We start from the raw sequence: 21,815 nt of genomic DNA, 5'->3' as shown, positions 1-21,815 counted from the left end.
TATGCTCAAAAGCAGAAGCCCTGCCCGCGCATGCCGAAATGAAAATGGTTGGCGTGAGCCGCGTTGTACTCTGGCCCCAGCGCGTTACCGAAGTAATGGCAACTGCTGCTCAACAGCGCCGCCAGCCAGGGGCGCGAAGTCTCGCTCCGCCAGCCCTGCAGGACGCTAACGCGTCTACCGTCCGCCAGACGGAAACCGCTGACGTCCAGCGCGTCCGCCGTGGCGTGTTCACTGCGCCGCGCCTGTTGACGATGGTAAATATTGCGGCAGGCAAAGCTGCCGAGATGATCGATCTGACGCAGATCGCTCGCCATCAGCTGCCGGGTCAGCGGCTTCGCCTGCTGCTCGATGTACAGCGCACTGCTCAGCGCCAGCGGGCAGCTGGCGAGAAAACTACTGCTCAGCTGCACCGAGCCAAAATTCGCCACCCGCACCACGTTACGCAGAGGGCAGCTTCCCTCGCTGTCGGCCACCGGCCGGCTGGCGATAAGCCGCCGGCGATTGGCTTCCGCCAACAGGGAGGCGCACTGGTCTGCCGTCAGCCTGCGCAGCTTAAACGACGTCAGCCAGCCCGGGGGATCGTCCAGCGCCAGCGGCGCCAGCGGATTCAGGTGCGGCGGCAGATTGCGGTATCCCAACAGGCCCGCGCCGAGCAGCCCGGCCAGCACCAGCAGCGTCTTTCCTCTCACGCCCACTCCCGTCAATTGATCAGGTAAATATTATGGCAGCCAGGCAGCGGTTTCACATGGTATGTTATGCCCTTTGATGTTATCTGGATGGAAGTTGAAATGGCAAAGATGAGGGTTGGGATCGTTTTTGGTGGCAAGTCGGCGGAGCATGAAGTGTCGCTGCAGTCAGCGAAGAATATCGTGGAAGCGATTGATAAATCGCGCTTCGATGTGGTTCTGTTGGGTATTGATAAACAGGGGCTGTGGCATATCAACGACGCCGGCAACTACCTGCTCAACGCACAGGATCCTGCCCGCATTGCCCTGCGCCCTTCCACGGTGACTCTGGCGCAGATCCCGGGCCGCGAAGCGCAGCAGCTGATTAACGCCGAAAGCGGCCAACCGCTGGCGGCCATCGATGTGATTTTCCCGATCGTCCACGGCACGCTGGGTGAAGATGGCTCCCTGCAGGGGATGCTGCGCATGGCGAATCTGCCGTTCGTCGGCTCCGATGTGCTGGGCTCTGCGGCCTGTATGGACAAAGACGTGACCAAACGTCTGCTGCGCGACGCCGGGCTCGCCGTCGCCCCGTTTATCACACTCACCCGCGCCAACCGCGCGCAGTTCAGCTTTGCCGATGTCGAAGCGAAGCTTGGCCTGCCGCTGTTCGTTAAGCCGGCTAATCAGGGCTCGTCGGTTGGCGTCAGCAAAGTTAAAAACGAAGAGCAGTACCATCAGGCGGTGGCCCTGGCCTTCGAATTTGACCATAAAGTGGTGGTGGAGCAAGGCATTAAAGGGCGGGAAATTGAGTGTGCGGTGCTGGGTAACGACCACCCGCAGGCCAGCACCTGCGGTGAAATCGTCCTCAACAGCGAGTTTTACGCCTACGACACCAAGTATATCGACGATCAGGGCGCGCAGGTGGTAGTCCCGGCCGCTATCGCCCCTGAGATCAACGACAAAATTCGCGCTATCGCGGTGCAGGCCTACCAGACCCTGGGCTGCAGCGGCATGGCTCGTGTCGACGTGTTCCTCACCGCCGACAACGAGGTGGTGATCAACGAGATCAACACCCTGCCGGGCTTTACCAACATCAGCATGTATCCGAAGCTGTGGCAGGCCAGCGGTCTCGACTACACCAGCCTGATCACCCGCCTGATTGAGCTGGCGCTGGAGCGCCATGCCGCGGACCGGGCGCTGAAAACCTCCATGAACTAAAACGCGTTTTACCCCGCCTGGCAGCGGCGGCCTCAGGCCTCTTCTGCCGGGCGGCGGCGGATCACAAAGCCCGCAATCCAGAAGCTAATGACCCAGGTGATCAGACCGACGGCGTAGGATTGCCACCCCTGTGTTTCAAACCCCAGCAGCCCCACCACGCCATTAAGAATAAAAATCAACCCCAGCGCCACGGCGTAGTAGTGCCAATCGCGGCGAATTTTATCAGTGAGCTTCATGCGGCCTCCAACAGCAAAAAACGCATCTTCGCATAGCCGCCCGCGGCGGTCTGTAGCGATATGGAGAATGTTGCTGGATTGCGACGCCGCTCTCCCTTTTGTGCTCCTGTGGCGCGGTTAACACAACGGCGAAAACAGGATTATTCCTGGACGGCAATTACCAGCAATCTGATACTGATGATGGCCCCTGACTGCCAGAATACCTGACATAGAGCTGGAGAAAAAACCAGCAGCGCAGATGTGGGAGGGCCTATGGCTGAATTCAGTTTTTCAAAATCGCTTTTGGGAAATAAAAAAAGGGGCGCGCTGACCGGCAGCCATGTCGCCTACGGGCTGTTCGTGTTGATCTGCTGCTGGGCCGGCGCGCAGATGCTCAGCATGCTGATCCACGCCCCGGGGGTATTTGAACGCCTGATGCAAGCCCAGGACGCCAGCCGTCCGCAAGTCGACATCAGCCTCGCCGTGGGTACCCTCTTTGGTCTGATCCCTTTCCTGATCGGCTGCACGTTCATCGGGGTACTGGCGCTTATCGTGCGCTGGCGTCAGCGCCGTTAACGCCGCGCCATACAGTTTGCCCGCCGCTCATCAACCCGTTTCGCAAACCACGCCGTCGTCAGATTTCGGGTGATTTTTGGACTCTCCAGCTGGATCCCTGGCAACATCTCCCGCGGCAGGGTTTTGCCCGTCTTTTTCTCGGCGAGACGGAAAACCTGCTGATAGAGATCGGTCTTCTCAAACGCCAGGCTGTCGCCCTTTTTCAACTGACGATGGATCTCGCTGTCGCTCATCCCCAGCTGGCTCGCCAGGCGACGCACCGCCAGCTCGGTGCTGCCCGGCTCCTCGCTGTCGTAGCGGATAAGGTCGCCGTCGAGCGCCAGTTTTACCCCGCTGGCTTTCACCACCGCGTTCTGGAAGGCGGCGTTACGGCTGGCGTACCAGCCGGCGTTGAAGTCGGCAAAGCGGTACAATGGCGCACTATAACTGGCCGGATAGTTCAGCAGATGATAGGTGCCAAACCACAGGCCACCGCGCAGACTGAAGACCTCCTGGCGCACCGTGCCGTTCATTTTCCACGGGTAGCCGGAGGTGTGCTGCTCGGCAAAAGCAATGCTGACCTGCATCGGCCCCCCGGTGTGCACCGGGTTAAGGGAACCGAACAGCTTCTGCCCCATCGGCACCATCCCGATAAAGTCATCAAAAATGGCGCTCAACTGCTTTTCCGTCTTCACATTGTCCAGACGGTCGCTATAGCTTTTACCGTTTGGCGAGGTGATCTTCAGCGCGGTATGGACCAGAAACGGCGGAATGTGCATTTTTTCCGCCCGGCGGTCAATTTCTTGCCAGGCGATTTTATTCAGCCCCGGCACCACCGGATCGGACTGATAGTTAGACTCTTGCTGCGCGACCGCCAGCACCGAGCAGACGTTTTCTTCCGTCGGCGCCAGCTTCTGGCTGTCAAACGCGGTGGCGATGGCTTGCGCCCAGGCCTCCCGATCCTTGACGCTGGCCGGCATTTTCTGCCGCACCACCGACGCCACGTCAACAGGCTTCTCGCCCTCTTTCAGCGCCGGAGCCTGCTGGCTGGTACAGGCGCTCAGCGCCATGGCCGCCAGCAGCGTCAATGAAACGGGAATAATGCGCGATAAACGTGCGGCCATTATGCTTCCTTGTCTTGATTAACGTAATGTCGGGATCGCTTCCTGCAGCGGTTTGCCGTCCAGCTCGCGTTCAAAACTGCGCAGACGTTTGTAGATGGACATCAGTTCCACCAGCGTTGTCCACGAGCTGATCAGGTACTGGAACGAGCCGCGCACCTGGCCGAAGACGTTGGTAATTTGCGTCATCAGCCCGAGGGTAATCGTACCGGCAACGATCGACGGAAACAGCAGGAAAAGGCCGAAAACGTTATCCACCTGCAGATAGAGGATGCGGGCGATATTGAAATACATATAGTGGAAATAGAGACGGAAATAGTTGCGACGCACCGCGCGGAATAGCTCGCGCACTGTCGGCGGCGTGGCGCGAGTTTCATCGTCCTCGCCGTAAACCAGCTCTTTACGATAGGCCGCTTCCACGCGCTGGTTTTTAAACTCCAGGCCCGGCAGCTTAATCCCCACCACCGCCAGCAGGCCGGTCCCCATCAGCGACCAGACGATAGCGGCAATCACCAGGCCATACGGCAGATGGCCGACGATAGGCAGGTCGGGAACATGTTCGGAGAGCGTCACCAGCACCGGCAGGAAGGCGATCAGGGTCATCACCGCGTTGATAAAGCTCACGCCCATATCTTCGAGGGTGGAAGCAAAACGCATGGTATCTTCCTGCACACGCTGCGCGGCACCTTCGATATGGCGCAGATGCTGCCAGTGGGCCATATAGTGCTCGTTCATCGCCGTGCGCCAGCGGAAGACGTAGTGGCTGACGAAGAAGTTGTTCATCACGCCAATAATCACCGCGATGATCGCGATGCCGAGAAAGACGCCGATTTCCTGATAAAACTGATTGATGCTGACCTTATGCGGGGTGGCCAGCGCGCTCTGGATCAGGTCGTAGAACGGCGCATACCAGGCGTTGATCGCCACCCCGACTTCCACCAGAAACCAGGTGACGAAGATGATGAGCGAGGTGCCGAGAATCGACCAGTACTGCCAGCGGTGCGGGCAGTAGACAAACCAGAACAGCGCAAACACGCCGACGCAAAACAGATAGTAAGCGTAGAACACCAGATAGTTGAGCGACCAGAAGCGCGCCGCGCTGATCGCCACATTTTGCGATGCCCCGGTGACCCGCAGCAGCCAGTCGCCGCCGCCCGCCTGCCAAAAGATCACGGCCAGCAGCGACCAGATAAAGGCAGAAATAAAAAACGGCCCCGGTTTGGGGAAAAAAGATTTAAACATCATTGTCTCCTGCTAACTTCTTATCGTTCTGCTATTGCTGTGTACGACGCATACGTCGGCCGCCGCGTGGATGAGCCCTCGCGGGACAGACGAATGATAAGACCGGATATCAACAGCTTAGTTCTGCTGCCATGCATGCAGAATTGTTTCTGTGGGTTTCACCTGTAAAGGATTGCCAGGAATGGTCAGCGTACGCCACACCTCATTGTAGTGGGCGATAAGCGTCGCGGCCTGCGCGGCGGGGCGGTCGGCGGTGGTGTGGGCATCTTCCGCGATAACAATACCGTACCCGCGGCTGGCGCCATTTTTAATGGTGGTATCGAGGCAGTAGTCGGTGGCGCAGCCGCAGATGACGAACTGCTGAATGTCGTATTCGTCCAGCACCTGCGCCAGCGAGGTGTGATAGAAGGCATCGCAGGCGGTTTTGGTGACATACAGCGCGCCAGCCGGCTGCTCCAGCTCAGGAAGCAGGGCGAAGCCTTCGCTGCCGGCTTCGAGGCCGCCGGCTTCATCATGCTGAATGAAAATAACCTTGTCCGCCGCGCGCACCAGACGATTAATTTGCGCGACGCAGCGCTCGCGCGCCAGACGCGGCGTGGCGAACACGCCGTTTTGCATATCCACGACCATCACTACCCGTTGAGCCGTCATTGTTCTCTCCCACGAACCTTCAGCCAAACGGTCATCATACGCGCCGGCGAAAAAAGCCGGTATCCGAAAGCGTAAAAAAGTCTTTTTTACGCACCGTTACCTTTTTCCTGCAGGAATGTCGTGAATCCCGCTTTGTTCTGCGCCACTTCGTAGTATAAATACCCTCTTCTTTTTTATTTATTTAATGGATGATCTCCGTTGAAACGTAGTTTGCTCATTTTTGCTGCGCTGTGCGCGGCGTCGTGGACCTCGGTGCAGGCCGCACAGCCTACCGTTGACCCGGTTTTCGCCTCGGATGTGGTCGATCGTTACGCCAATCATATCTACTACGGCAGCGGCGCCACCGGCATGGCGCTGGTGGTTATCGATGGCAATCAGCGTGTTTTTCGCAGCTTTGGCGAAACCCGCCCGGGGAATAATCAGCACCCGCAGCTCGACTCGGTGATCCGTATCGCCTCCCTCAGCAAACTGATGACCAGCGAGATGCTGGTGAAGCTGCTCGACCAGGGGGTGGTGAAACTCAACGATCCGCTGAGCAAATACGCCCCGCCGGGCGCCCGGGTGCCTGACTGGCAGGGAAAACCAATCACCCTGGTTAACCTCGCGACCCATACCAGCGCCCTGCCGCGCGAGCAGCCTGGCGGCGCCGCTCATCGTCCGGTGTTTGTCTGGCCGACCCGCCAGCAGCGCTGGAACTGGCTCTCTACCGCGACCCTGAAGACCGCGCCGGGCTCGCAGGCGGCCTACTCCAACCTGGCCTTCGATTTACTGGCGGACGCGCTCGCCACCGCCGCCGGCAAACCGTATCCGCAGCTGTTTGAAGAGCAGATCACCCGGCCGCTGGGGATGAAGGACACCACCTTTACCCCGTCACCGGATCAGTGCCAGCGGCTGATGATCCCGGAAAAAGGCGCCAGCCCGTGCAACAACACCCTGGCGGCGATCGGCAGCGGCGGAGTCTACTCGACGCCGGGGGATATGATGCGCTGGATGCAGCAGTTCCTGTCATCCGATTTCTATACCCGCAGCCAGCAGGCCGACCGGATGCAGACGCTGATTTATCAGCGTAACCAGCTGACCCGGGTGATTGGTATGGACGTGCCGGGCCGCGCCGACGCGCTGGGCCTCGGCTGGGTGTATATGAAGCCGAAGAACGGCCATCCGGGGATTATTCAGAAAACCGGCGGCGGCGGCGGGTTTATCACCTATATGGCGATGAATCCGCAGGCTAACGTTGGCGCCTTTGTGGTGGTAACCCGCTCGCCGTTGACCCGCTTCAACAATATGAGCGATGGCATCAACGACCTGGTCAGCGAGCTGAGCGGCGCACAGCCCAACATGCAGACGGCCAGCCAGTAAGCCCGGGGAAGGTTTCGCCGATGCGCCATAACGATCGTTTTGGCGAAACATCCCGCTGCCATTTCAGTTACACTATCGTCTTTCATTTCACAAAATCAGGAAAACCATGACAGATTTAATCACTCGCCCCCGCCGCCTGCGTCAATCCGCTGCGCTGCGCGCCCTGTTTGAAGAGACAACACTGAGTTTGAACGACCTGGTGTTGCCGATCTTTGTTGAAGAAGAAATTGATGATTACAAAGCGATCGAGGCCATGCCCGGCGTGATGCGCATTCCGGAAAAATATCTGGCGCGCGAGATCGAACGCATCGCCAACGCCGGGATCCGCTCGGTGATGACCTTTGGTATTTCTCATCACACCGATGCCACCGGCAGCGATACCTGGAATGAAAATGGTCTGGTGGCGCGTATGTCGCGGATTTGTAAGTCCACGGTGCCGGAGATGATCGTCATGTCCGATACCTGCTTCTGCGAATATACCTCCCACGGCCACTGCGGCGTACTATGCGACCACGGGGTGGATAACGACGCGACCCTGGAAAACCTCGGCAAACAGGCCGTTGTCGCAGCCGCCGCGGGGGCGGATTTCATCGCTCCTTCCGCCGCGATGGACGGTCAGGTGCAGGCGATTCGCCGCTCGCTGGACGCCGCCGGCTTCACCAATACGGCGATCATGTCCTACTCGACCAAGTTCGCTTCTTCCTTCTACGGTCCGTTCCGCGAAGCGGCCGGTACCGCGCTGAAGGGCGATCGGAAAACCTATCAGATGAGCCCGATGAATCGCCGGGAGGCCATTCGCGAGTCGCTGCTCGATGAAGCCCAGGGCGCCGACTGCCTGATGGTGAAACCGGCTGGCGCCTACCTGGATATACTGCGCGATATCCGCGAACGCAGCGATCTGCCGCTCGGCGCCTATCAGGTCAGCGGTGAGTACGCGATGATCAAATTTGCTGCCCAGGCGGGCGCTATCGATGAAGAGAAAGTGGTTCTGGAAAGTCTCGGCGCTATCAAACGCGCAGGCGCCGACCTGATCTTCAGCTATTTCGCCCTCGATCTGGCCGAGAAAAAGATCCTCCGTTAAACCCGCCCCTCCCCGGTGGCGCTGCGCTTACCGGGGCCCGCAGTCCCATCCCGCATGTAGGCCGGGTCAGGCGCAGCCGCCACCCGGCACAAAAACGGCTCCCTACTCGTAGCCATTGCCCGGCGGCGCTGACGCTTGCGCGGGCCTACGAGATTGCCGGGCCAGCAGTCCCATCCCGCATGTAAGCCGGGTCAGGCGCAGCCGCCACCCGGCAAAAAAACGTCTCCCTACCCGTTGTCATTGCCCGGCGGCGCTGACGCTTGCGCGGGCCTACGAACTTGCCGGGCCCGCAGCCCCATCCGCATGTAGGCCGGGTCAGGCGCAGCCGCCACCCGGCGCAAAAACGGCTCCCTATCCGTCGTCTCCCCCGCTGCGACCGAAACTTCACCCAACTGTAATCTGAACGACATCTCCACCTTCTACTGTCTGGGCAGGACGGAGGAGGAGCCACTATGTTTAGTCTCGACAACGTACTCGATGACCTGTGGCCTCAGGCGAGGCCCGCCCCCTGGCAAAAGAAACTGTTAAAAAAGCTATTTTATGAGGAAGAGTTTCAACAATTTGCCGACCGTCACCGCCACCTGAAGGGGCTTGATACGGTCGAACAGGTGCTGGAATACCTCAATATCCGCTGCGCCATCCCGGCGCACGATCTCGAACAAATCCCCGAATATGGCCCGCTGGTCATTATCGCCAACCACCCCACCGGCACCCTCGACGGCCTGGCGCTCCTGTATGCGGTATCCCGCGTGCGCCGCGATGTCAAAGTGGTCACCAACCGCATGCTCACCCACCTTGAGCCCCTGAGCTCGCTGTTTATCCCGGTAGATAATATTCATGGCCGCACCGCTAAAGCGGCGCTGCAGCAGATGGACCAGCAGCTGCAGGCCGGCGGGGTGCTGATCTTCTTCCCGGCAGGGGAAGTCTCCCGTCTGACCCGCCACGGTATCCGCGATAAAAAATGGCACTCCGGCTTTATTAAGCTGGCGGCAAAATATCGCGCCCCGCTGCTGCCGGCGTGGATTAACGCCCGCAACAGCGCCCTGTTTTACGCCAGCACGCTGATATCAGACAACCTGCCGCTGCTCCTGCTGATGCAGCAGATGTTTCGCCGGCGCAACAGCAGCCTGCCGGTGCGCATCGGCCAGCAGATCCCCTGGTCGAGCTGGTTCGATGCGCAGTCCAGCGCTCGCGAGCTTACCGGCCGCTGCTATCAGCACCTTGAACAGCTGCGCAAAGGGCTGCCGGGGCGGTTTAAAACAGAAAGCGCCATCGCCCGTCCGGAAGACCGGGCGCTGCTCAAACGCGAACTGCACAAGGCCGAATGCCTGGGCCGCACCGCCGATGGCAAAGTGATTTACCTCTGGCAGCGCAACGGCCAGGAGGACGCGCCGCTGCTGCGCGAGCTGGGACGCCTGCGGGAAATCGCCTTCCGCGCGGTCGGGGAAGGCAGCGGCAAACGGCGGGATATCGACGGGTATGACGACGACTATCTGCATCTGATCCTGTGGGATGAAGAAGACCTCGAGATCGTCGGCGCTTACCGCTTTATGCCGACGGCCATCCAGTTGGCAAAGCGCGGCCTGGAGGGGATCTACAGTTACAGTCTGTTCCATTACGACGGGCGGATGGACGATGTCCTGCAGCACGGCATTGAGCTGGGGCGCAGCTTTATCCAGCCGCGCTACTGGGGGCGTCGCGGGCTGGACTACCTGTGGTCCGGCATCGGCGCTTATCTGGCGCGCTATCCGCACTATCGCTATCTGTTTGGTCCGGTGTCGATTTCTGGCGGATTGCCGCCCGCCGCCCGCGATCTGCTGGTGGCGTTCTACCGGATGTGGTTCCCGGCGACGCATCCGCTGGCGGAGTCGCGTCGCCCTTATCCGGCGTCGCTGCCCGACGTGCTGGCGCAGTTTGGCGGGGAGGATTACAACGACGACCTGGCCCGGCTGAAGTCTCTGCTCGGCAATCTCGGCTGCGCGATCCCCCCGCTGTATAAGCAGTACTCGGAAGTGTGCGAGCCGGGCGGCGTGCAGTTTATCGATTTCGGCAGCGACCCGGATTTCAATAACTGCGTGGATGGTCTGGTGCTGGTGGATCTCACCTACCTGAAGGCCAATCGCTACCAGCGCTATATTGGCGCACATCTGGGTGCGCAAAAATCGGCATAAAAGCTTTTTCCCGGCTTGCGGCTGATGCCTTAACCGGCCACAAGCCTTACCCCGCCCGGTAATACGGCTTATCGCCGAGGATCGTCGCCCGGTGCATGATCCGCCGCTGCGGCAGATAGTCGGCGTTGGCGTAATGCTGCGTCACCCGGTTATCCCAGATAGCGACATCGTTCGGCTGCCAGCGCCAGCGCACCTGAAACTCCGGTTTAGTGACATGAGCAAACAGGAAGTTCAGCAGCGCTGCGCTCTCTTTCTCACTCACCTCGACAATTCGCGTGGTAAACCCTTCATTAACGAACAGCGCCTGCTTGCCGGTCACCGGGTGGGTACGCACCACCGGGTGCAGCAGCGGCGGATGCTTCGCCACCGCTTCCTGCCAGCGCCGATGCTCGGCTTCGGTCTTGTTGTACTTATACTCCTGGAACGATTTGCGGAAATCGTGTTCGGCATGCAGGCCGCTCAGCAGCTGCCGGAAGGGTTCTGACAGCGCTTCCCAGGCGGCGATGCCGCTGGTCCACAGGGTGTCCCCGCCGGTCGTCGGCAGCTCTTTCGCCGCCAGAATGGCGCCGGCGGGCGGCGTGTCGATAAAGGTGACATCGGTATGCCAGTTGTCATTATCCGGCGGATTATCGTTGTGGGTATCGAGGACGATAATCTCCTCCACCCCTGGGGCGTGAGGGTAGACCGGATGGATATGCAGGTCGCCAAAACGCAGCGCCAGATCGCGCTGTTGCGCCGGGGTGATGTTCTGCTCGCGCAGGAATACCACCTGATGACGCAGCACCGCGTGATACAGCTGTTCAAACTGGTTGTCGCTCAGCGGACGGGTTAAATCCGCCCCGCTCACCTGCGCGCCAATATAGGGCCCCAGCGGGGTAATGCTCAGACGTTCACTCATTGTACTTCTCCATGCCAGGGCGTCAGGCGCCGCTGCAGCGCGCGCAGACCCAGTTCCAGTAAAAAGGCGATAATGGCAATCACCGCGATCCCCGCCAGCACCACATCGGTGGCGAGAAACTCGCCGGCAGACTGCACCATAAATCCTAATCCGCGGGTGGCGGCGATCAGCTCAGCGGCCACCAGCGTTGACCAGCCCACCCCGAGACCAATGCGCAGTCCGGTGAGGATCTCCGGCAGCGCGCCGGGCAGGATCACCAGCCACAGCACCTGCGCCCGGCTGGCGCCAAGCGAACGGGCAGCGCGAATCCGCACCTGCTGCGCGCTTTTTACCCCTGCCAGCGCCGACATGGCTACCGGCGCGAAAATCGCCAGGTAGATCAGCAGGATCTTCGAGGTTTCACCGATGCCAAACCAGATCACCATCAGCGGTAAGTAGGCCAGCGGCGGCACCGGACGATAGAGTTCGATCAGCGGGTCGAGGATCCCGCGCACCGTCGAGTTGAGCCCCATGGCGATCCCCACCGGTACGCCAATAAGCACTGCCGCCAGCAGGGCGATAACGATCCGCGTCAGGCTCGCCGCCAGGTGCTGCCAGAGCGTCGCATCCATAAAGCCCTGCGGCCCGGCGATGGTGATAAGCTTCTGCAGCACCTGGCCTGGCGGCGGCAGAAACAGCGGGTTAATCAGCTGCAACGCCGCGACCGCCCACCAGACGGCCAGCAATACCGCCAGGGTCGCCACGCTGAGGGTGAGCTGGCGGGAGAGCGGCCAGCGCCACTTCAGCGTCGACTGACGCGGTTTGTCGTTCAGTACCACGCTCATGAGAAAGCCTCCCGTTGGTCAAACACCCGGCTCAGAATGTATTCCCGCTGTTCAATAAAGCGCGGGTCGGATTTGATGCTGCGGCAGGATTCGCCCGCGACAAAGCGACGGCTGAAATCAAGCGGCAGCCTCTCCACCACCCGTCCCGGCCCCGGCGACAGCAGCACCAGCTCGGTCGCCATGAAGATGGCCTCTTCAATATCATGGGTGATCAGCAGCACCTGTTTGCCGGTCTCATGCCACAGTTTCAGCAGCAGCGTCTGCATCTGCTCGCGGGTAAAGGCGTCAAGCGCGCCGAAGGGCTCATCCAGCAGCAACAGCTGCGGATTCGCCGCCAGCGCCCGGGCGATGCCCACCCGCTGGCGTTGACCGCCGGACAGTTGCCAGATAAAGCGCTTTTCCGCCCCTTCGAGCCCCACCTTCTTCAGCATCTGCGCCGCCGCTTGCCGGCGCTGCGCTTTATCCACGCCCGCCAACTGGAGGCCCAGCGCCACGTTATCCTGCACATTGCGCCACGGCAGCAGACCTTCATTCTGGAAGACCACCCCGCGCTCTGCGCCCGGCCCGGTCACCTGCTGACCTTCGAGGGTGATGCTGCCGTGCTGATAGGGCACGAATCCGGCAATCAGGTTCAGCAGGGTAGTTTTACCGCAGCCCGAAGGCCCCAGCACCACCAACAGCTCCCCACTCTCCAGCGTCAGGTTGATATCCGCCAGCGCCGGTTTACCGCCGTAGTCGGCGGAAAGATGCGAGATTTGCAGCATCGCCGCCTCCTTTACTTCACAAAGCGGTCAGTAACGTACTGACGATAATCGGTTCCCGCCGCAGGCACTTTGCCCTGCTCTTTCAGGAAGCGCGCGGTATCGACGATGGCCTGATTGACCGGCCCGTTCAGCGCCTGCGCCTGCTCAGCGGCGGTGAGATAGGTATTGCCCTTCACTAGCCCGGGGACATCGGCTTCCGGCACGCCGCTCAGGCGCGCCAGCTTGCTGATGTTGTCCGGCTGTTTCAGCCATGCCTCCGGGTTGGCGATGTAGGGCTGCTGGGCGTCGATGGCGCTTTTAGCAAACGCTTTGACGATCTCCGGATGCTGCTCGGCGAAGTCCTTACGGACCACCCAGACGTCAAGGGTCGGCGCGCCCCACTCCCCAACCTGAGAAGAATCGGTCAGCACCTTGCCCTCTTTTTCCAGTTCGTTAACCGCTGGCGCCCAGACGTAAGCGCCATCGATATCCCCGCGCTGCCAGGCGGCGATAATCGCCGGCGGCTGCAGGTTAATAATCTGTACCTGGCCCGGCTTGATGCCCCAGTGTTTGAGCGCCGACAGCAGGCTGTAGTGGGTGGTGGAGATAAACGGCACGGCGATGCGCTTGCCGATCAGATCTTCCGGTTTGGTAATGCTTTTCTTCACCACCAGCGCTTCGGAGTTGCCGAGCTTTGAGGCAAGCAGGAACACTTCAATCGGCACCTGCTGGCTGGCGGCCACCGCCAACGGGCTGGAGCCAATATTACCGATCTGCACATCGCCGGAGGCCAGGGCGCGTACCACGCTGGCGCCGCTGTCAAATTTCCGCCAGTCGACGGTCGCCCCGCTGGTTTTGGCGAAGGTGTTGTCCGCCTGGGCGACTTTCGCCGGCTCAGCGGAGGTTTGATACGCCACGGTAACGTTGACCGCCTGCGCCTGGAAGGCGGCAACAGCCAGCGCCGCCAGAAGAGTAATTCGCGATGTGAATGCCATAATGTCTGCTTCCCCTGAGTTGTTATAGGTGCAGTATTTCCGGCATCAGGATGGAGATGAAGTAATTAAAAATTCTGGCTAATAGCGAATCGTTTTTAGAACAAAAGCGGGAAAGGATAGTTGGTTTTGTGCGGTGAGTTAGTGGCAGATGGTTGGCGCCGGGTGGCGGCTAGGCCTTACCCAGCATCCGTTTTGCGCAATATGTAGGCCGGGTAAGCGCAGCGCCACCCGGCAAAAACTTAGCGCTTCGCGTTAAGCGCGGCGATGTCCTTCGGCGTAGTGCGGCAGCAGCCGCCGATCAGCTTCGCCCCGGCGGCCAGCCACTGCGGCAGATAATCAGCCAGGCTGGCGCAGGCTTCGCCATGATGGTGCCAGGTCTTGCTCACCGCATCATAATGTTCGCCGGAGTTAGGATAGACCACCAGCGGCAGGGCCGTCAGGCTGTGCAAATGCGCCAGCGCCGCGGGCGTATTTTCCAGGGCGATACAGTTGATCCCCACCGCCACCACCTGCGGGTTATCCGCCAGGGCGGCCATCACCTCGCGCAGCGGCGTGCCGTCGCTGAGATGTTCGGCGTCGCGCAGCGTGAAGGAGTACCAGGCGCGGGCGCGGGGATACTCCTGCAGCAGGGCCGCCAGGGCCTGGATCTCAGCGAATGACGGCAGGGTTTCACAGGCCAGCAGGTCGGCGCCGGCATCCAGCAGCGCTTCGACGCGCGGGCGGTGGAAGGCCTGGAACTCTGCCGCGCTGCGCTGATAATCGCCGCGATACTCCGAGCCGTCGGCGAGAAACGCGCCATACGGCCCCACCGAACCGGCCACCAGCAGCGTACCGGCCTGCGGGTTCTCGGCGAGGTACGCCTCGCGCGCTTTGCGCGCCAGCTCGACGCTTTTGCCGATTAGCGCCCGGGACTGCGCCTCATCCAGCCCGCGCGCGGCAAAGCCCGCCGGAGTGGCCTGATAGCTGGCGGTGATCGCCACCTGCGCCCCGGCGCGAAAGTAGTCAAGATGCACATCGCGGATCAGCTGCGGGTTCTCCAGCAGCACTTTCGCCGACCACAGGCTGTCGGCCAGATCGCAGCCGCGGGCCTCCAGCTCGGTGGCCATGGCGCCGTCCAGCAGCACGAAAGGCTGGGCGTCAAGCAGGGCGGTAAACGGATTAGTCTGCGACATGTTGGGGCTCCTGAGTCATATTCCGTGAACGAGTAAGATACCAGGCACCATAGCACAGGGCCACAAAGGGGATCCCGCACCACAGCGCAATTCTCTGGCTCGGGTCAAAAGCGAGGCCCACGCAGGCCACCAGGCACAGCACAAAGCCCAGAACGGGCACCACCGGATACCAGGGAGCGCGATACTGCAGATCGCTCAGCGCCTTACCCTGCTGCAGATGGCGGCGGCGGAACATAAAGTGCGAGGCGCAGATGCTCAACCACACCGCCACCACCGCAAAACCGGAGATCGCCGACAGCGCGACAAACACCGTATCTGGCGCCACCACGCTGGAGAACAGCGCCAGCACGCCGCCCAGCATACTCACCGACAGGGCGGTCACCGGCACGCCCCGTTTATTGACTTTGGCAAAGCAGGCCGGCAGCGTCTTCTCGTTCGACAGCGACCACAGCATCCGCCCGGAAGCGTACAGGCCGGAGTTAGCCGCCGACAGGATCGCCGTCAGGATCACGAAGTTGAACATGTCCGCCGCATAAGGGATGCCCACCTTCTCAAACACCAGCACGAAGGGGCTTTTCTCCACTCCCGCCTGCTGCATCGGGATCAGCGCCGCCAGCACAAACACGGTGCCGATAAAGAAAATAATCAGCCGGGCGATGGTGGTGCGGATGGCAACCGGAATAACTGTATGCGGGTTTTCCGTCTCTCCGGCGGCAATGCCGATAAGCTCCGTCCCGGAGAAGGCGAAGTTCACCGCCACCATGGTCATCAGGATCGGCAGGCCGCCGTGCGGGAACCAGCCTTCGGCGGTGATATTGCGCAGGCCCGGCGCCGGCGAGCCATCCTGCATCGGAATGATGCCGAAAATGGCCGCGCCGCCGAGAATAATAAACGCGACGATGGTGATCACTTTCACCAGCGAGAACCAGAACTCGCCTTCGGCGAAGAAGCGCGTCGAAATGATGTTAAGGCCGAAGATCACTGCGCAGAACACCACGCACCAGATCCAGACCGGCACCTGCGGGAACCAGTACTGCATGCAGAATCCCGCCGCGGTGAAGCTCGACCCCAGCGCCACCGTCCACGTTAGCCAGTAGAGCCACGCCACGGTATAGCCCGTCGCCGGGCCAAGATAGCGCGCCGCGTAAACGTGGAAGGCGCCGGTCTCTGGCATCGCCACCGACAGCTCGCCAAGGCACTGCATCACCAGCCAGACCACCAGGGCGCCAATCAGATACGCCAGCAGCGTCCCGGCCGCGCCGGTGGTGGAGATGATATAGCCGGTATTAAAGAATAAGCCGGTGCCAATCACGCCGCCGAGCGACAGCATGATCAGATGGCGCGTTTTCATGGTGCGCTTCAGCTGCCCACCTTGTTGTTGTGTTGTGCTTTGCATTTTATTTTCTCACGCCAGCCCGCTTGCCCGGGTCATGATGCGTATAAACGTATAGACATCTAAACATCCAAAAGAAGAAGTGTTATACCGTGCCGCCGCTGAAAAAGCAAAGCCGCTGCACCAGGGCGCGCGCCGACAGCGTGCAGCCTGCCCCATTTTTGCGCAGCGCCAGCGGGCGCGCCACGGACTGACGCCTTATCGCGGCAGGCAACGTTCTGGCACTCTCTTTGCAGCCTGTCGTTCAGCACCTTTCTATCTGGCGAGGCAATACGTATGACAGAGCAAACCACCACCTTAAAAAGAACGCTCGGTAGTTTTCGTTTATGGGGGATCGCCGTCGGACTGGTGATATCCGGGGAGTACTTCGGCTGGAGCTACGGCTGGTCGCAGGCGGGCACGATGGGGTTTATGGTCGTCGCCCTGGCGGTCGCCGCCATGTACTGCGCCTTTATTTTCAGCTTTACCGAGCTGACCACCGCCATCCCGCACGCTGGCGGCCCTTTCGCCTATGCCTACCGCGCCTTCGGGCCCACCGGCGGCTTTATCGCTGGTTTTGCCACCCTGATTGAATTCGTCTTCGCCCCGCCGGCCATCGCCATGGCCATCGGGGCCTACCTCAACGTGCAGTTTCCGGCGCTGGATCCGAAATGGGTCGCCTGCGGCGCCTACGTGATCTTTATGACGCTCAATATTCTCGGCGTCGGCATCGCCGCCACCTTCGAGCTGATCGTCACTCTGCTGGCCATCTTCGAGCTGCTGGTGTTCATGGGCGTGGTCGCCCCCGGCTTCTCCTGGAGCCACTTCACCACTAACGGCTGGGCGGGCGCGGACAGCTTCAGCGGCCTGGCGCTGCCGGGGATGTTCGCCGCCATTCCGTTCGCCATCTGGTTCTTCCTCGCCATTGAGGGGGCCTCCATGGCGGCCGAAGAGGCCAAAGATCCGCAGCGCACCATTCCCCGCGCCCTGGGCGGCGGCATTCTGACGCTGACGGTGCTGGCGATCGGCGTGATGGTCTTCGCCGGCGGCGTCGGCGACTGGCGCGCGCTGTCCAATATTAACGATCCGCTGCCCCAGGCGATGAAGACGGTGGTGGGCAACGGCAGCGGCTGGCTGCATATGCTGGTGTGGCTGGGGCTGTTTGGCCTCGTCGCCTCCTTCCACGGCATCATTATGGGCTACTCGCGGCAGATCTACTCCCTCGCCCGCGCCGGCTATCTGCCCGCCGGGCTGGCCTCCCTCAACCGCCGCACCCGCACCCCGCATCTGGCGATCCTTGCCGGGGGCGTGGTGGGGATCGCCGCGATCTTCTCCGACTCGCTGATCACCATCAGCGGCATGCCGCTGACCGCCTGCATCGTCACCATGTCGGTATTTGGGGCTATTGTTATGTATATCACTTCCATGGCGGCGCTGTTCAAACTGCGCCGTAGCGAGCCGAAGCTGATTCGTCCGTTCCGCGCCCCGCTCTACCCGCTGGCGCCGGCCTTTGCCCTCAGCATGGCGGTGCTCTGCCTGGTGGCGATGGTCTGGTATAACCTGCTGTTGGCGCTGATTTTCGCGGCGATGATGCTCGGCGGCTACCTGTGGTTCCGCAAAACCGCAGCGGCCCGTGAACGGGCGCCAGTGGATCCTCAACTGCGCACGGTCTCCTGAGGAGGCGGCATGTATAAAACCACGCTATCGGGCCAGGTATGGCGCTTTGATAGTCTGAAAACGCTGATGGCGAAAGCGTCGCCGGCCCGCTCCGGCGACGCCCTCGCAGGGATTATCGCCACCTCAGCCGAAGAGCGGATGGCGGCGAAAATGGCCCTCGCCGAGGTGCCGCTGACCGACATTCTCGACAACCCGCTTATCCCTTACGAGCAGGACGAAGTGACTCGCCTGATCCTCGACACCCATGATGCGCAGGGCTTTGCCGCCCTGCGTCACCTGACGGTCGGCGATTTTCGCGACTGGCTGCTGGATGATGCTACCGATACCGCCACGCTGCAGCGGGTCGCCCGCGCCATCACCCCGGAGATGGCGGCGGCGGTCAGTAAGCTGATGCGCAATCAGGATCTGATCCTTGCCGCCAGCAAATGCCAGGTGGTGACGCGCTTTCGCAACACCATCGGCCTGCCCGGCCACCTCAGCGTACGCCTGCAGCCCAACCATCCCACCGACGACCTGAAAGGCATCGCCGCCAGTATGCTCGACGGGCTGCTGTACGGCGCCGGGGACGCGGTGATCGGCATCAACCCGGCCAGCGACAGCTTACCGGTGCTGGCGCAGCTGAACGTCATGCTGGACGATATTATTCAGCGCTTCGCCATCCCTACCCAGTCCTGCATTCTGACCCATGTGACCAATACGCTGCAGCTGATTGAGCGCGGCGCGCCGGTGGATCTGGTGTTCCAGTCGGTGGCCGGTACCGAAGCGGCCAACAGCGGCTTCGGCATCAATCTTGCCTTGCTGCAGGAGGCCCGCGAGGCGGCCCTCAGCCTCAGGCGCGGTACCCTCGGCAGCAATGTGATGTATTTTGAGACCGGCCAGGGAAGCTGCCTGTCGGCCAACGCCCACCACGGCGTCGATCAGCAAACCTGTGAGGCGCGGGCCTACGCCGTCGCCCGCCACTTTGAACCGCTACTGGTCAATACCGTGGTCGGTTTTATCGGTCCGGAGTATCTCTACGACGGCAAGCAGATTATTCGCGCCGGGCTGGAGGATCATTTCTGCGGCAAGCTGATGGGCCTGCCGATCGGCTGCGACGTCTGCTATACCAACCACGCGGAAGCGGATCAGGATGATATGGACACCCTGCTGACCTTGCTGTGCGCCGCCGGGCTCACCTTCCTGATAGGCGTGCCCGGAGCGGACGATATCATGCTCAATTACCAGAGCACCTCGTTCCATGACGCGCTGTACGCCCGTCGTCTGCTGGGCTTAAAGCATGCCCCGGAGTTCGCCGACTGGCTGGCGAAGATGCAGATTATCGATCCGCACGGCGCGCTGCGGCTCACCGACGCCCGCCATCCGCTGCTGTCCGTCCTGCCGCAAGGAGCCTCCGTATGAACCGTCCCGATGCCTGGAACCCGCTGCGTGAATTTACCGATGCGCGGATCGCCCTGGGGCGCAGCGGCGCCAGTCTGCCGACCCGCGAAGTCCTCAACTTTGGTCTGGCCCATGCCAGAGCGCGGGATGCCATTCATCAGCCGTTCGCCAGCCAACAATTGGTGGCGCCGCTGGCGGCGCTCGGCCTCGAGGCCCTGACGGTGCACAGCGCCGCGCCGGACCGTCATACCTATCTGCGGCGCCCGGATCTCGGGCGGCAGCTCGCCGATGAGAGTCGCGCCGACCTCGCCGCCAGCGGCGTCCGCCCCGCCGACCTGCTGCTGGTGATCGGCGACGGCCTCTCTTCCTGGGCGGTAGAGCGCCAGGCGGTGCCGTTGATCCGCGCCCTGCTGCCCTATCTGCGGACGCTGGGTATCGGCCTGGCGCCGGTGGTGCTGGCGCATCAGTCGCGGGTGGCGCTGGGGGATGATATTGGCGAAACCCTGAAAGCCCGCGCGGTGGCGATCCTGATTGGCGAACGACCGGGTCTCTCCTCGCCGGACAGCCTCGGCGTCTACCTCACCTGGCAGCCTCATCGTCAGCGCCTGGAGTCTGAGCGCAACTGTATCTCCAATATTCGGCCGGAGGGATTAAGCCATGACGCCGCCGCCTTTAAACTGGCCTGGCTGCTGGAGCAGGCTTTTTTGCGCCGGCTTACCGGGGTGGGTCTGAAAGATGAAAGCGATAATCCGGCGCTGCATGGTAAAATAAAACCGTTGCCCCCTTTAAAATAATAAGTCACGCGAGCAGCAGAATAGATTTTTAATATTATCTTGTGCACCTGACTTTTATATTCCGCCGCGCGCTGAAATTGCCCGGCGGCGCTTCGCTGGTACGGGTCTACGGAAGCCGTGCCAGCGGTTTATATGGCGTATTTTTCAGGCCGGGTAAGGCGCCAGTCGCCCCCCGGCAAAATGCTTTCACCGTACCAAAAACCGTGTTGTCGCCAGCCTTATGCCCTTCCCTGCAGGTAATAAGAATATTGCATGAGTAAAAACGAAACGGACGTTGTAAGGTAAATCAGCGCATTAAAAATACCCGTCATACTTCAAGTTGCATGTGCGTTGGCTGCGTTCTCTCCCCAGTCACTTACTTCTGTAAGCGTCTGGGGACTCGCTTACTTGCCGCCTTCATGCGACTCGAATTAATTAGGGTATATATCTCGTTATCTATTCAACATAACAGCCAATAATTCGCCGGATACGCTGGCGCATTATTCCTCAATGTTATGCAGTCATTGATGGTTAAAGATAAATAATCGACCGACGGAGAAATACCAATGAAATCGTTTTCCGGGAAAGCGTCTTTAATGGCCACGCTGGTTGCCGCGCTGGTCGGCGCCAGCAGCGCGCAGGCAGCGGAAATTAAAATCGGGGTGGTATTACCCCTGAGCGGCGCCCTCAGCGGCTATGGCCAGCCGTCGCAGAAAGGGCTGGACATTATTCAGGCCATTACCCCGACGTTAAAAAATGGCGATACCATCAAGCTTATCGTTATCGATGATAAAAGCGACAAAGTCGAAGCGGCCAACGCCATGCAGCGCCTGGTCTCCAGCGATAAAGTGGATGCCGTGATCGGGGAAGTCACCTCCTCCAACACCCTGGCGATGACCAAAATCGCCGACGACAGCAAAACGCCGCTGGTCTCCTCCACCGCCACCAACGACCGCGTCACCCGCAACCATCCCTACGTCAGCCGGGTCTGCTTCTCGGACAGCTTCCAGGGGGTGGTCGGGGCCAATCTGGCCTCCCGCGATCTGAAAGCCAAAACCGCCGCCATCGTGTTTGACAGCAGCAACGACTACTCCGTCGGCCTGGCGAAAGCGTTCCGCACCCAGTTCCTGAAAAACGGCGGCACCATTCCCATCGAGGTCCAGGCCCCGGGCGGCAGCAAGGACTTTAAAGCCCAGCTGGCGAGCGTCAAGGCGAAGAATGTCGACATGATTTACATGCCGATCTACTACACCGAAGGGGCGCTGATTGCCGTGCAGTCTAAACAGCTGGGGCTCAACAAACCGGTGGTGGGCGGCGACGGTCTGGCCGCGGATCAGGTCTTCTTCGATGTCGGTAAAGACGCGGTCAACGGCTATATGACCACCGATTATTACTCGCCGAACGCCAAAGAGCAGACCCCGGCGGGGGAAACCTTCATCAAAGCCTGGGAAGCCAAATACCAGCAGCCGACCCATACCTGGGGCGCAATGGCGGCGGACGCCTATAACGTCATCGTCAACGCCATGAACCAGTGCAGCGATCCCCACGATCGGGTCTGCGTAAATGAAAAAATCCGCGCCACCAAAGATTTCCAGGGGGTGACCGGCACGCTGACGTTACAGAACGGCGACGCCATTCGCAGCGCGGTCATCAACGAAGTGAAAGATGGCAAGCTGGCGTTTCGTACCGTGGTTAACCCTTAA

Annotated in this window: 22 protein-coding genes; 9 read left to right on the top strand and 13 right to left on the bottom strand. The window is 60.8% G+C overall.

Going from position 1 to position 21,815, the window contains the following annotated elements:
* Positions 1-5: 5 nt before the first annotated feature.
* A complete protein-coding gene (locus tag DR88_RS20890) occupies positions 6-689 on the bottom strand; it encodes an extensin-like domain-containing protein (protein WP_004151347.1) in 684 nt (227 codons plus the stop codon).
* Positions 690-788: 99 nt separating this feature from the next.
* Between DR88_RS20890 and ddlA the strand changes: the two genes are divergently transcribed.
* On the top strand, positions 789-1,886 hold the full coding sequence (gene ddlA / locus DR88_RS20895; RefSeq protein WP_004151348.1) for a D-alanine--D-alanine ligase: 1,098 nt from the start codon (positions 789-791) through the stop codon (positions 1,884-1,886).
* A gap of 32 nt (positions 1,887-1,918) precedes the next feature.
* Here the strand turns inward: ddlA and DR88_RS20900 are convergent, their stop codons facing one another.
* Complete coding sequence (locus tag DR88_RS20900) at positions 1,919-2,122, bottom strand: DUF2754 family protein (RefSeq protein WP_002890215.1); 204 nt, start codon at positions 2,120-2,122, stop codon at positions 1,919-1,921.
* Positions 2,123-2,374: 252 nt separating this feature from the next.
* Here DR88_RS20900 and DR88_RS20905 point away from each other — a divergent pair, with 252 nt between their 5' ends.
* Positions 2,375-2,677: a YaiY family protein gene (locus DR88_RS20905; protein ID WP_002890210.1), complete on the top strand. Its 303-nt coding sequence runs from the start codon at positions 2,375-2,377 to the stop codon at positions 2,675-2,677.
* Here the strand turns inward: DR88_RS20905 and DR88_RS20910 are convergent.
* From DR88_RS20910 to DR88_RS20920, 3 genes are all read right to left on the bottom strand, one after another.
* The gene (locus DR88_RS20910; protein WP_002890207.1) at positions 2,674-3,780 is read right to left on the bottom strand and encodes a DUF1615 domain-containing protein; all 1,107 of its coding nucleotides are present in this window, start codon (positions 3,778-3,780) and stop codon (positions 2,674-2,676) included. The genes DR88_RS20905 and DR88_RS20910 overlap by 4 nt on opposite strands.
* Before the next feature lie 18 nt (positions 3,781-3,798).
* Positions 3,799-5,019, bottom strand: coding sequence for a peptide antibiotic transporter SbmA (sbmA, locus tag DR88_RS20915; RefSeq protein ID WP_002890204.1), 1,221 nt, complete (start codon positions 5,017-5,019; stop codon positions 3,799-3,801).
* A gap of 117 nt (positions 5,020-5,136) precedes the next feature.
* Positions 5,137-5,649: an isochorismatase family protein gene (locus DR88_RS20920; protein WP_073980544.1), complete on the bottom strand. Its 513-nt coding sequence runs from the start codon at positions 5,647-5,649 to the stop codon at positions 5,137-5,139.
* A gap of 219 nt (positions 5,650-5,868) precedes the next feature.
* Here DR88_RS20920 and ampH point away from each other — a divergent pair, with 219 nt between their 5' ends.
* From ampH to olsF, 3 genes are all read left to right on the top strand, one after another.
* Positions 5,869-7,029: a D-alanyl-D-alanine-carboxypeptidase/endopeptidase AmpH gene (ampH, locus tag DR88_RS20925; RefSeq protein WP_004147279.1), complete on the top strand. Its 1,161-nt coding sequence runs from the start codon at positions 5,869-5,871 to the stop codon at positions 7,027-7,029.
* Positions 7,030-7,135: 106 nt separating this feature from the next.
* Entirely contained in the window at positions 7,136-8,110 is a 975-nt protein-coding gene (hemB, locus tag DR88_RS20930; RefSeq protein ID WP_002890201.1) for a porphobilinogen synthase, read from the top strand.
* Between the two features lie 452 nt (positions 8,111-8,562).
* Entirely contained in the window at positions 8,563-10,281 is a 1,719-nt protein-coding gene (gene olsF / locus DR88_RS20935) for a bifunctional ornithine lipid synthase OlsF (RefSeq protein ID WP_004147278.1), read from the top strand.
* Between the two features lie 46 nt (positions 10,282-10,327).
* On the opposite strand, the gene tauD is transcribed toward olsF, so the two are convergent.
* From tauD to DR88_RS30350, 7 genes are all read right to left on the bottom strand, one after another.
* Positions 10,328-11,179, bottom strand: a complete 852-nt coding sequence (gene tauD / locus DR88_RS20940) for a taurine dioxygenase (RefSeq protein ID WP_004147277.1) — start codon at positions 11,177-11,179, stop codon at positions 10,328-10,330.
* Entirely contained in the window at positions 11,176-12,003 is an 828-nt protein-coding gene (tauC, locus tag DR88_RS20945) for a taurine ABC transporter permease TauC (protein WP_004215304.1), read from the bottom strand. Before tauC ends, tauD begins: the two co-directional genes overlap by 4 nt.
* Positions 12,000-12,767: a taurine ABC transporter ATP-binding subunit gene (gene tauB, locus DR88_RS20950; protein WP_023282220.1), complete on the bottom strand. Its 768-nt coding sequence runs from the start codon at positions 12,765-12,767 to the stop codon at positions 12,000-12,002. The genes tauC and tauB overlap by 4 nt, the downstream gene beginning before the upstream one ends.
* 11 nt (positions 12,768-12,778) lie before the next feature.
* Positions 12,779-13,741 (bottom strand): taurine ABC transporter substrate-binding protein, encoded by a 963-nt coding sequence (gene tauA / locus DR88_RS20955; RefSeq protein WP_002890192.1) that lies wholly within the window; start codon positions 13,739-13,741, stop codon positions 12,779-12,781.
* Positions 13,742-13,980: 239 nt separating this feature from the next.
* The gene (gene mmuM, locus DR88_RS20960; protein ID WP_004147274.1) at positions 13,981-14,913 is read right to left on the bottom strand and encodes a homocysteine S-methyltransferase; all 933 of its coding nucleotides are present in this window, start codon (positions 14,911-14,913) and stop codon (positions 13,981-13,983) included.
* Complete coding sequence (mmuP, locus tag DR88_RS20965; RefSeq protein WP_004147272.1) at positions 14,900-16,309, bottom strand: S-methylmethionine permease; 1,410 nt, start codon at positions 16,307-16,309, stop codon at positions 14,900-14,902. The genes mmuM and mmuP overlap by 14 nt, the downstream gene beginning before the upstream one ends.
* A gap of 82 nt (positions 16,310-16,391) precedes the next feature.
* Positions 16,392-16,520, bottom strand: a complete 129-nt coding sequence (locus DR88_RS30350; protein WP_004217023.1) for a hypothetical protein — start codon at positions 16,518-16,520, stop codon at positions 16,392-16,394.
* Positions 16,521-16,582: 62 nt separating this feature from the next.
* Between DR88_RS30350 and eat the strand changes: the two genes are divergently transcribed.
* Genes eat through eutC form a run of 3 tightly spaced genes read left to right on the top strand, consistent with a single transcriptional unit; the run spans position 16,583 to position 20,133 of the window.
* Complete coding sequence (eat, locus tag DR88_RS20970) at positions 16,583-17,962, top strand: ethanolamine permease (RefSeq protein WP_025861890.1); 1,380 nt, start codon at positions 16,583-16,585, stop codon at positions 17,960-17,962.
* Positions 17,963-17,971: 9 nt separating this feature from the next.
* Positions 17,972-19,360, top strand: coding sequence for an ethanolamine ammonia-lyase subunit EutB (locus DR88_RS20975; protein ID WP_004147269.1), 1,389 nt, complete (start codon positions 17,972-17,974; stop codon positions 19,358-19,360).
* Entirely contained in the window at positions 19,357-20,133 is a 777-nt protein-coding gene (eutC, locus tag DR88_RS20980; RefSeq protein ID WP_004147268.1) for an ethanolamine ammonia-lyase subunit EutC, read from the top strand. Before DR88_RS20975 ends, eutC begins: the two co-directional genes overlap by 4 nt.
* Positions 20,134-20,572: 439 nt before the next feature.
* Here eutC and DR88_RS30345 read toward each other — a convergent pair whose 3' ends face one another.
* The gene (locus DR88_RS30345) at positions 20,573-20,716 is read right to left on the bottom strand and encodes a hypothetical protein (protein WP_004144596.1); all 144 of its coding nucleotides are present in this window, start codon (positions 20,714-20,716) and stop codon (positions 20,573-20,575) included.
* Between DR88_RS30345 and DR88_RS20985 the strand changes: the two genes are divergently transcribed.
* The gene (locus DR88_RS20985; RefSeq protein ID WP_004147267.1) at positions 20,709-21,815 is read left to right on the top strand and encodes an ABC transporter substrate-binding protein; all 1,107 of its coding nucleotides are present in this window, start codon (positions 20,709-20,711) and stop codon (positions 21,813-21,815) included. The two genes, DR88_RS30345 and DR88_RS20985, sit on opposite strands and share 8 nt — an antisense overlap.

Origin of the sequence: Klebsiella pneumoniae (assembly GCF_000742135.1) — a bacterium.
GTDB lineage: Bacteria > Pseudomonadota > Gammaproteobacteria > Enterobacterales > Enterobacteriaceae > Klebsiella > Klebsiella pneumoniae.
This window is presented reverse-complemented; position numbering and strand designations above follow the sequence as displayed.

Excerpts from the sequence above, each read along its gene's own strand:
- ddlA (WP_004151348.1), top strand. The coding sequence starts at position 789 with ATGGCAAAGATGAGGGTTGGGATCGTTTTTGGTGGCAAGTCGGCGGAG.
- DR88_RS20900 (WP_002890215.1), bottom strand. The coding sequence starts at position 2,122 with ATGAAGCTCACTGATAAAATTCGCCGCGATTGGCACTACTACGCCGTG.
- DR88_RS20905 (WP_002890210.1), top strand. The coding sequence starts at position 2,375 with ATGGCTGAATTCAGTTTTTCAAAATCGCTTTTGGGAAATAAAAAAAGG.
- DR88_RS20910 (WP_002890207.1), bottom strand. The coding sequence starts at position 3,780 with ATGGCCGCACGTTTATCGCGCATTATTCCCGTTTCATTGACGCTGCTG.
- sbmA (WP_002890204.1), bottom strand. The coding sequence starts at position 5,019 with ATGTTTAAATCTTTTTTCCCCAAACCGGGGCCGTTTTTTATTTCTGCC.
- DR88_RS20920 (WP_073980544.1), bottom strand. The coding sequence starts at position 5,649 with ATGGTCGTGGATATGCAAAACGGCGTGTTCGCCACGCCGCGTCTGGCG.
- hemB (WP_002890201.1), top strand. The coding sequence starts at position 7,136 with ATGACAGATTTAATCACTCGCCCCCGCCGCCTGCGTCAATCCGCTGCG.
- olsF (WP_004147278.1), top strand. The coding sequence starts at position 8,563 with ATGTTTAGTCTCGACAACGTACTCGATGACCTGTGGCCTCAGGCGAGG.
- tauD (WP_004147277.1), bottom strand. The coding sequence starts at position 11,179 with ATGAGTGAACGTCTGAGCATTACCCCGCTGGGGCCCTATATTGGCGCG.
- tauC (WP_004215304.1), bottom strand. The coding sequence starts at position 12,003 with ATGAGCGTGGTACTGAACGACAAACCGCGTCAGTCGACGCTGAAGTGG.
- tauB (WP_023282220.1), bottom strand. The coding sequence starts at position 12,767 with ATGCTGCAAATCTCGCATCTTTCCGCCGACTACGGCGGTAAACCGGCG.
- tauA (WP_002890192.1), bottom strand. The coding sequence starts at position 13,741 with ATGGCATTCACATCGCGAATTACTCTTCTGGCGGCGCTGGCTGTTGCC.
- mmuM (WP_004147274.1), bottom strand. The coding sequence starts at position 14,913 with ATGTCGCAGACTAATCCGTTTACCGCCCTGCTTGACGCCCAGCCTTTC.
- mmuP (WP_004147272.1), bottom strand. The coding sequence starts at position 16,309 with ATGCAAAGCACAACACAACAACAAGGTGGGCAGCTGAAGCGCACCATG.
- eat (WP_025861890.1), top strand. The coding sequence starts at position 16,583 with ATGACAGAGCAAACCACCACCTTAAAAAGAACGCTCGGTAGTTTTCGT.
- DR88_RS20975 (WP_004147269.1), top strand. The coding sequence starts at position 17,972 with ATGTATAAAACCACGCTATCGGGCCAGGTATGGCGCTTTGATAGTCTG.
- eutC (WP_004147268.1), top strand. The coding sequence starts at position 19,357 with ATGAACCGTCCCGATGCCTGGAACCCGCTGCGTGAATTTACCGATGCG.
- DR88_RS20985 (WP_004147267.1), top strand. The coding sequence starts at position 20,709 with ATGGCCACGCTGGTTGCCGCGCTGGTCGGCGCCAGCAGCGCGCAGGCA.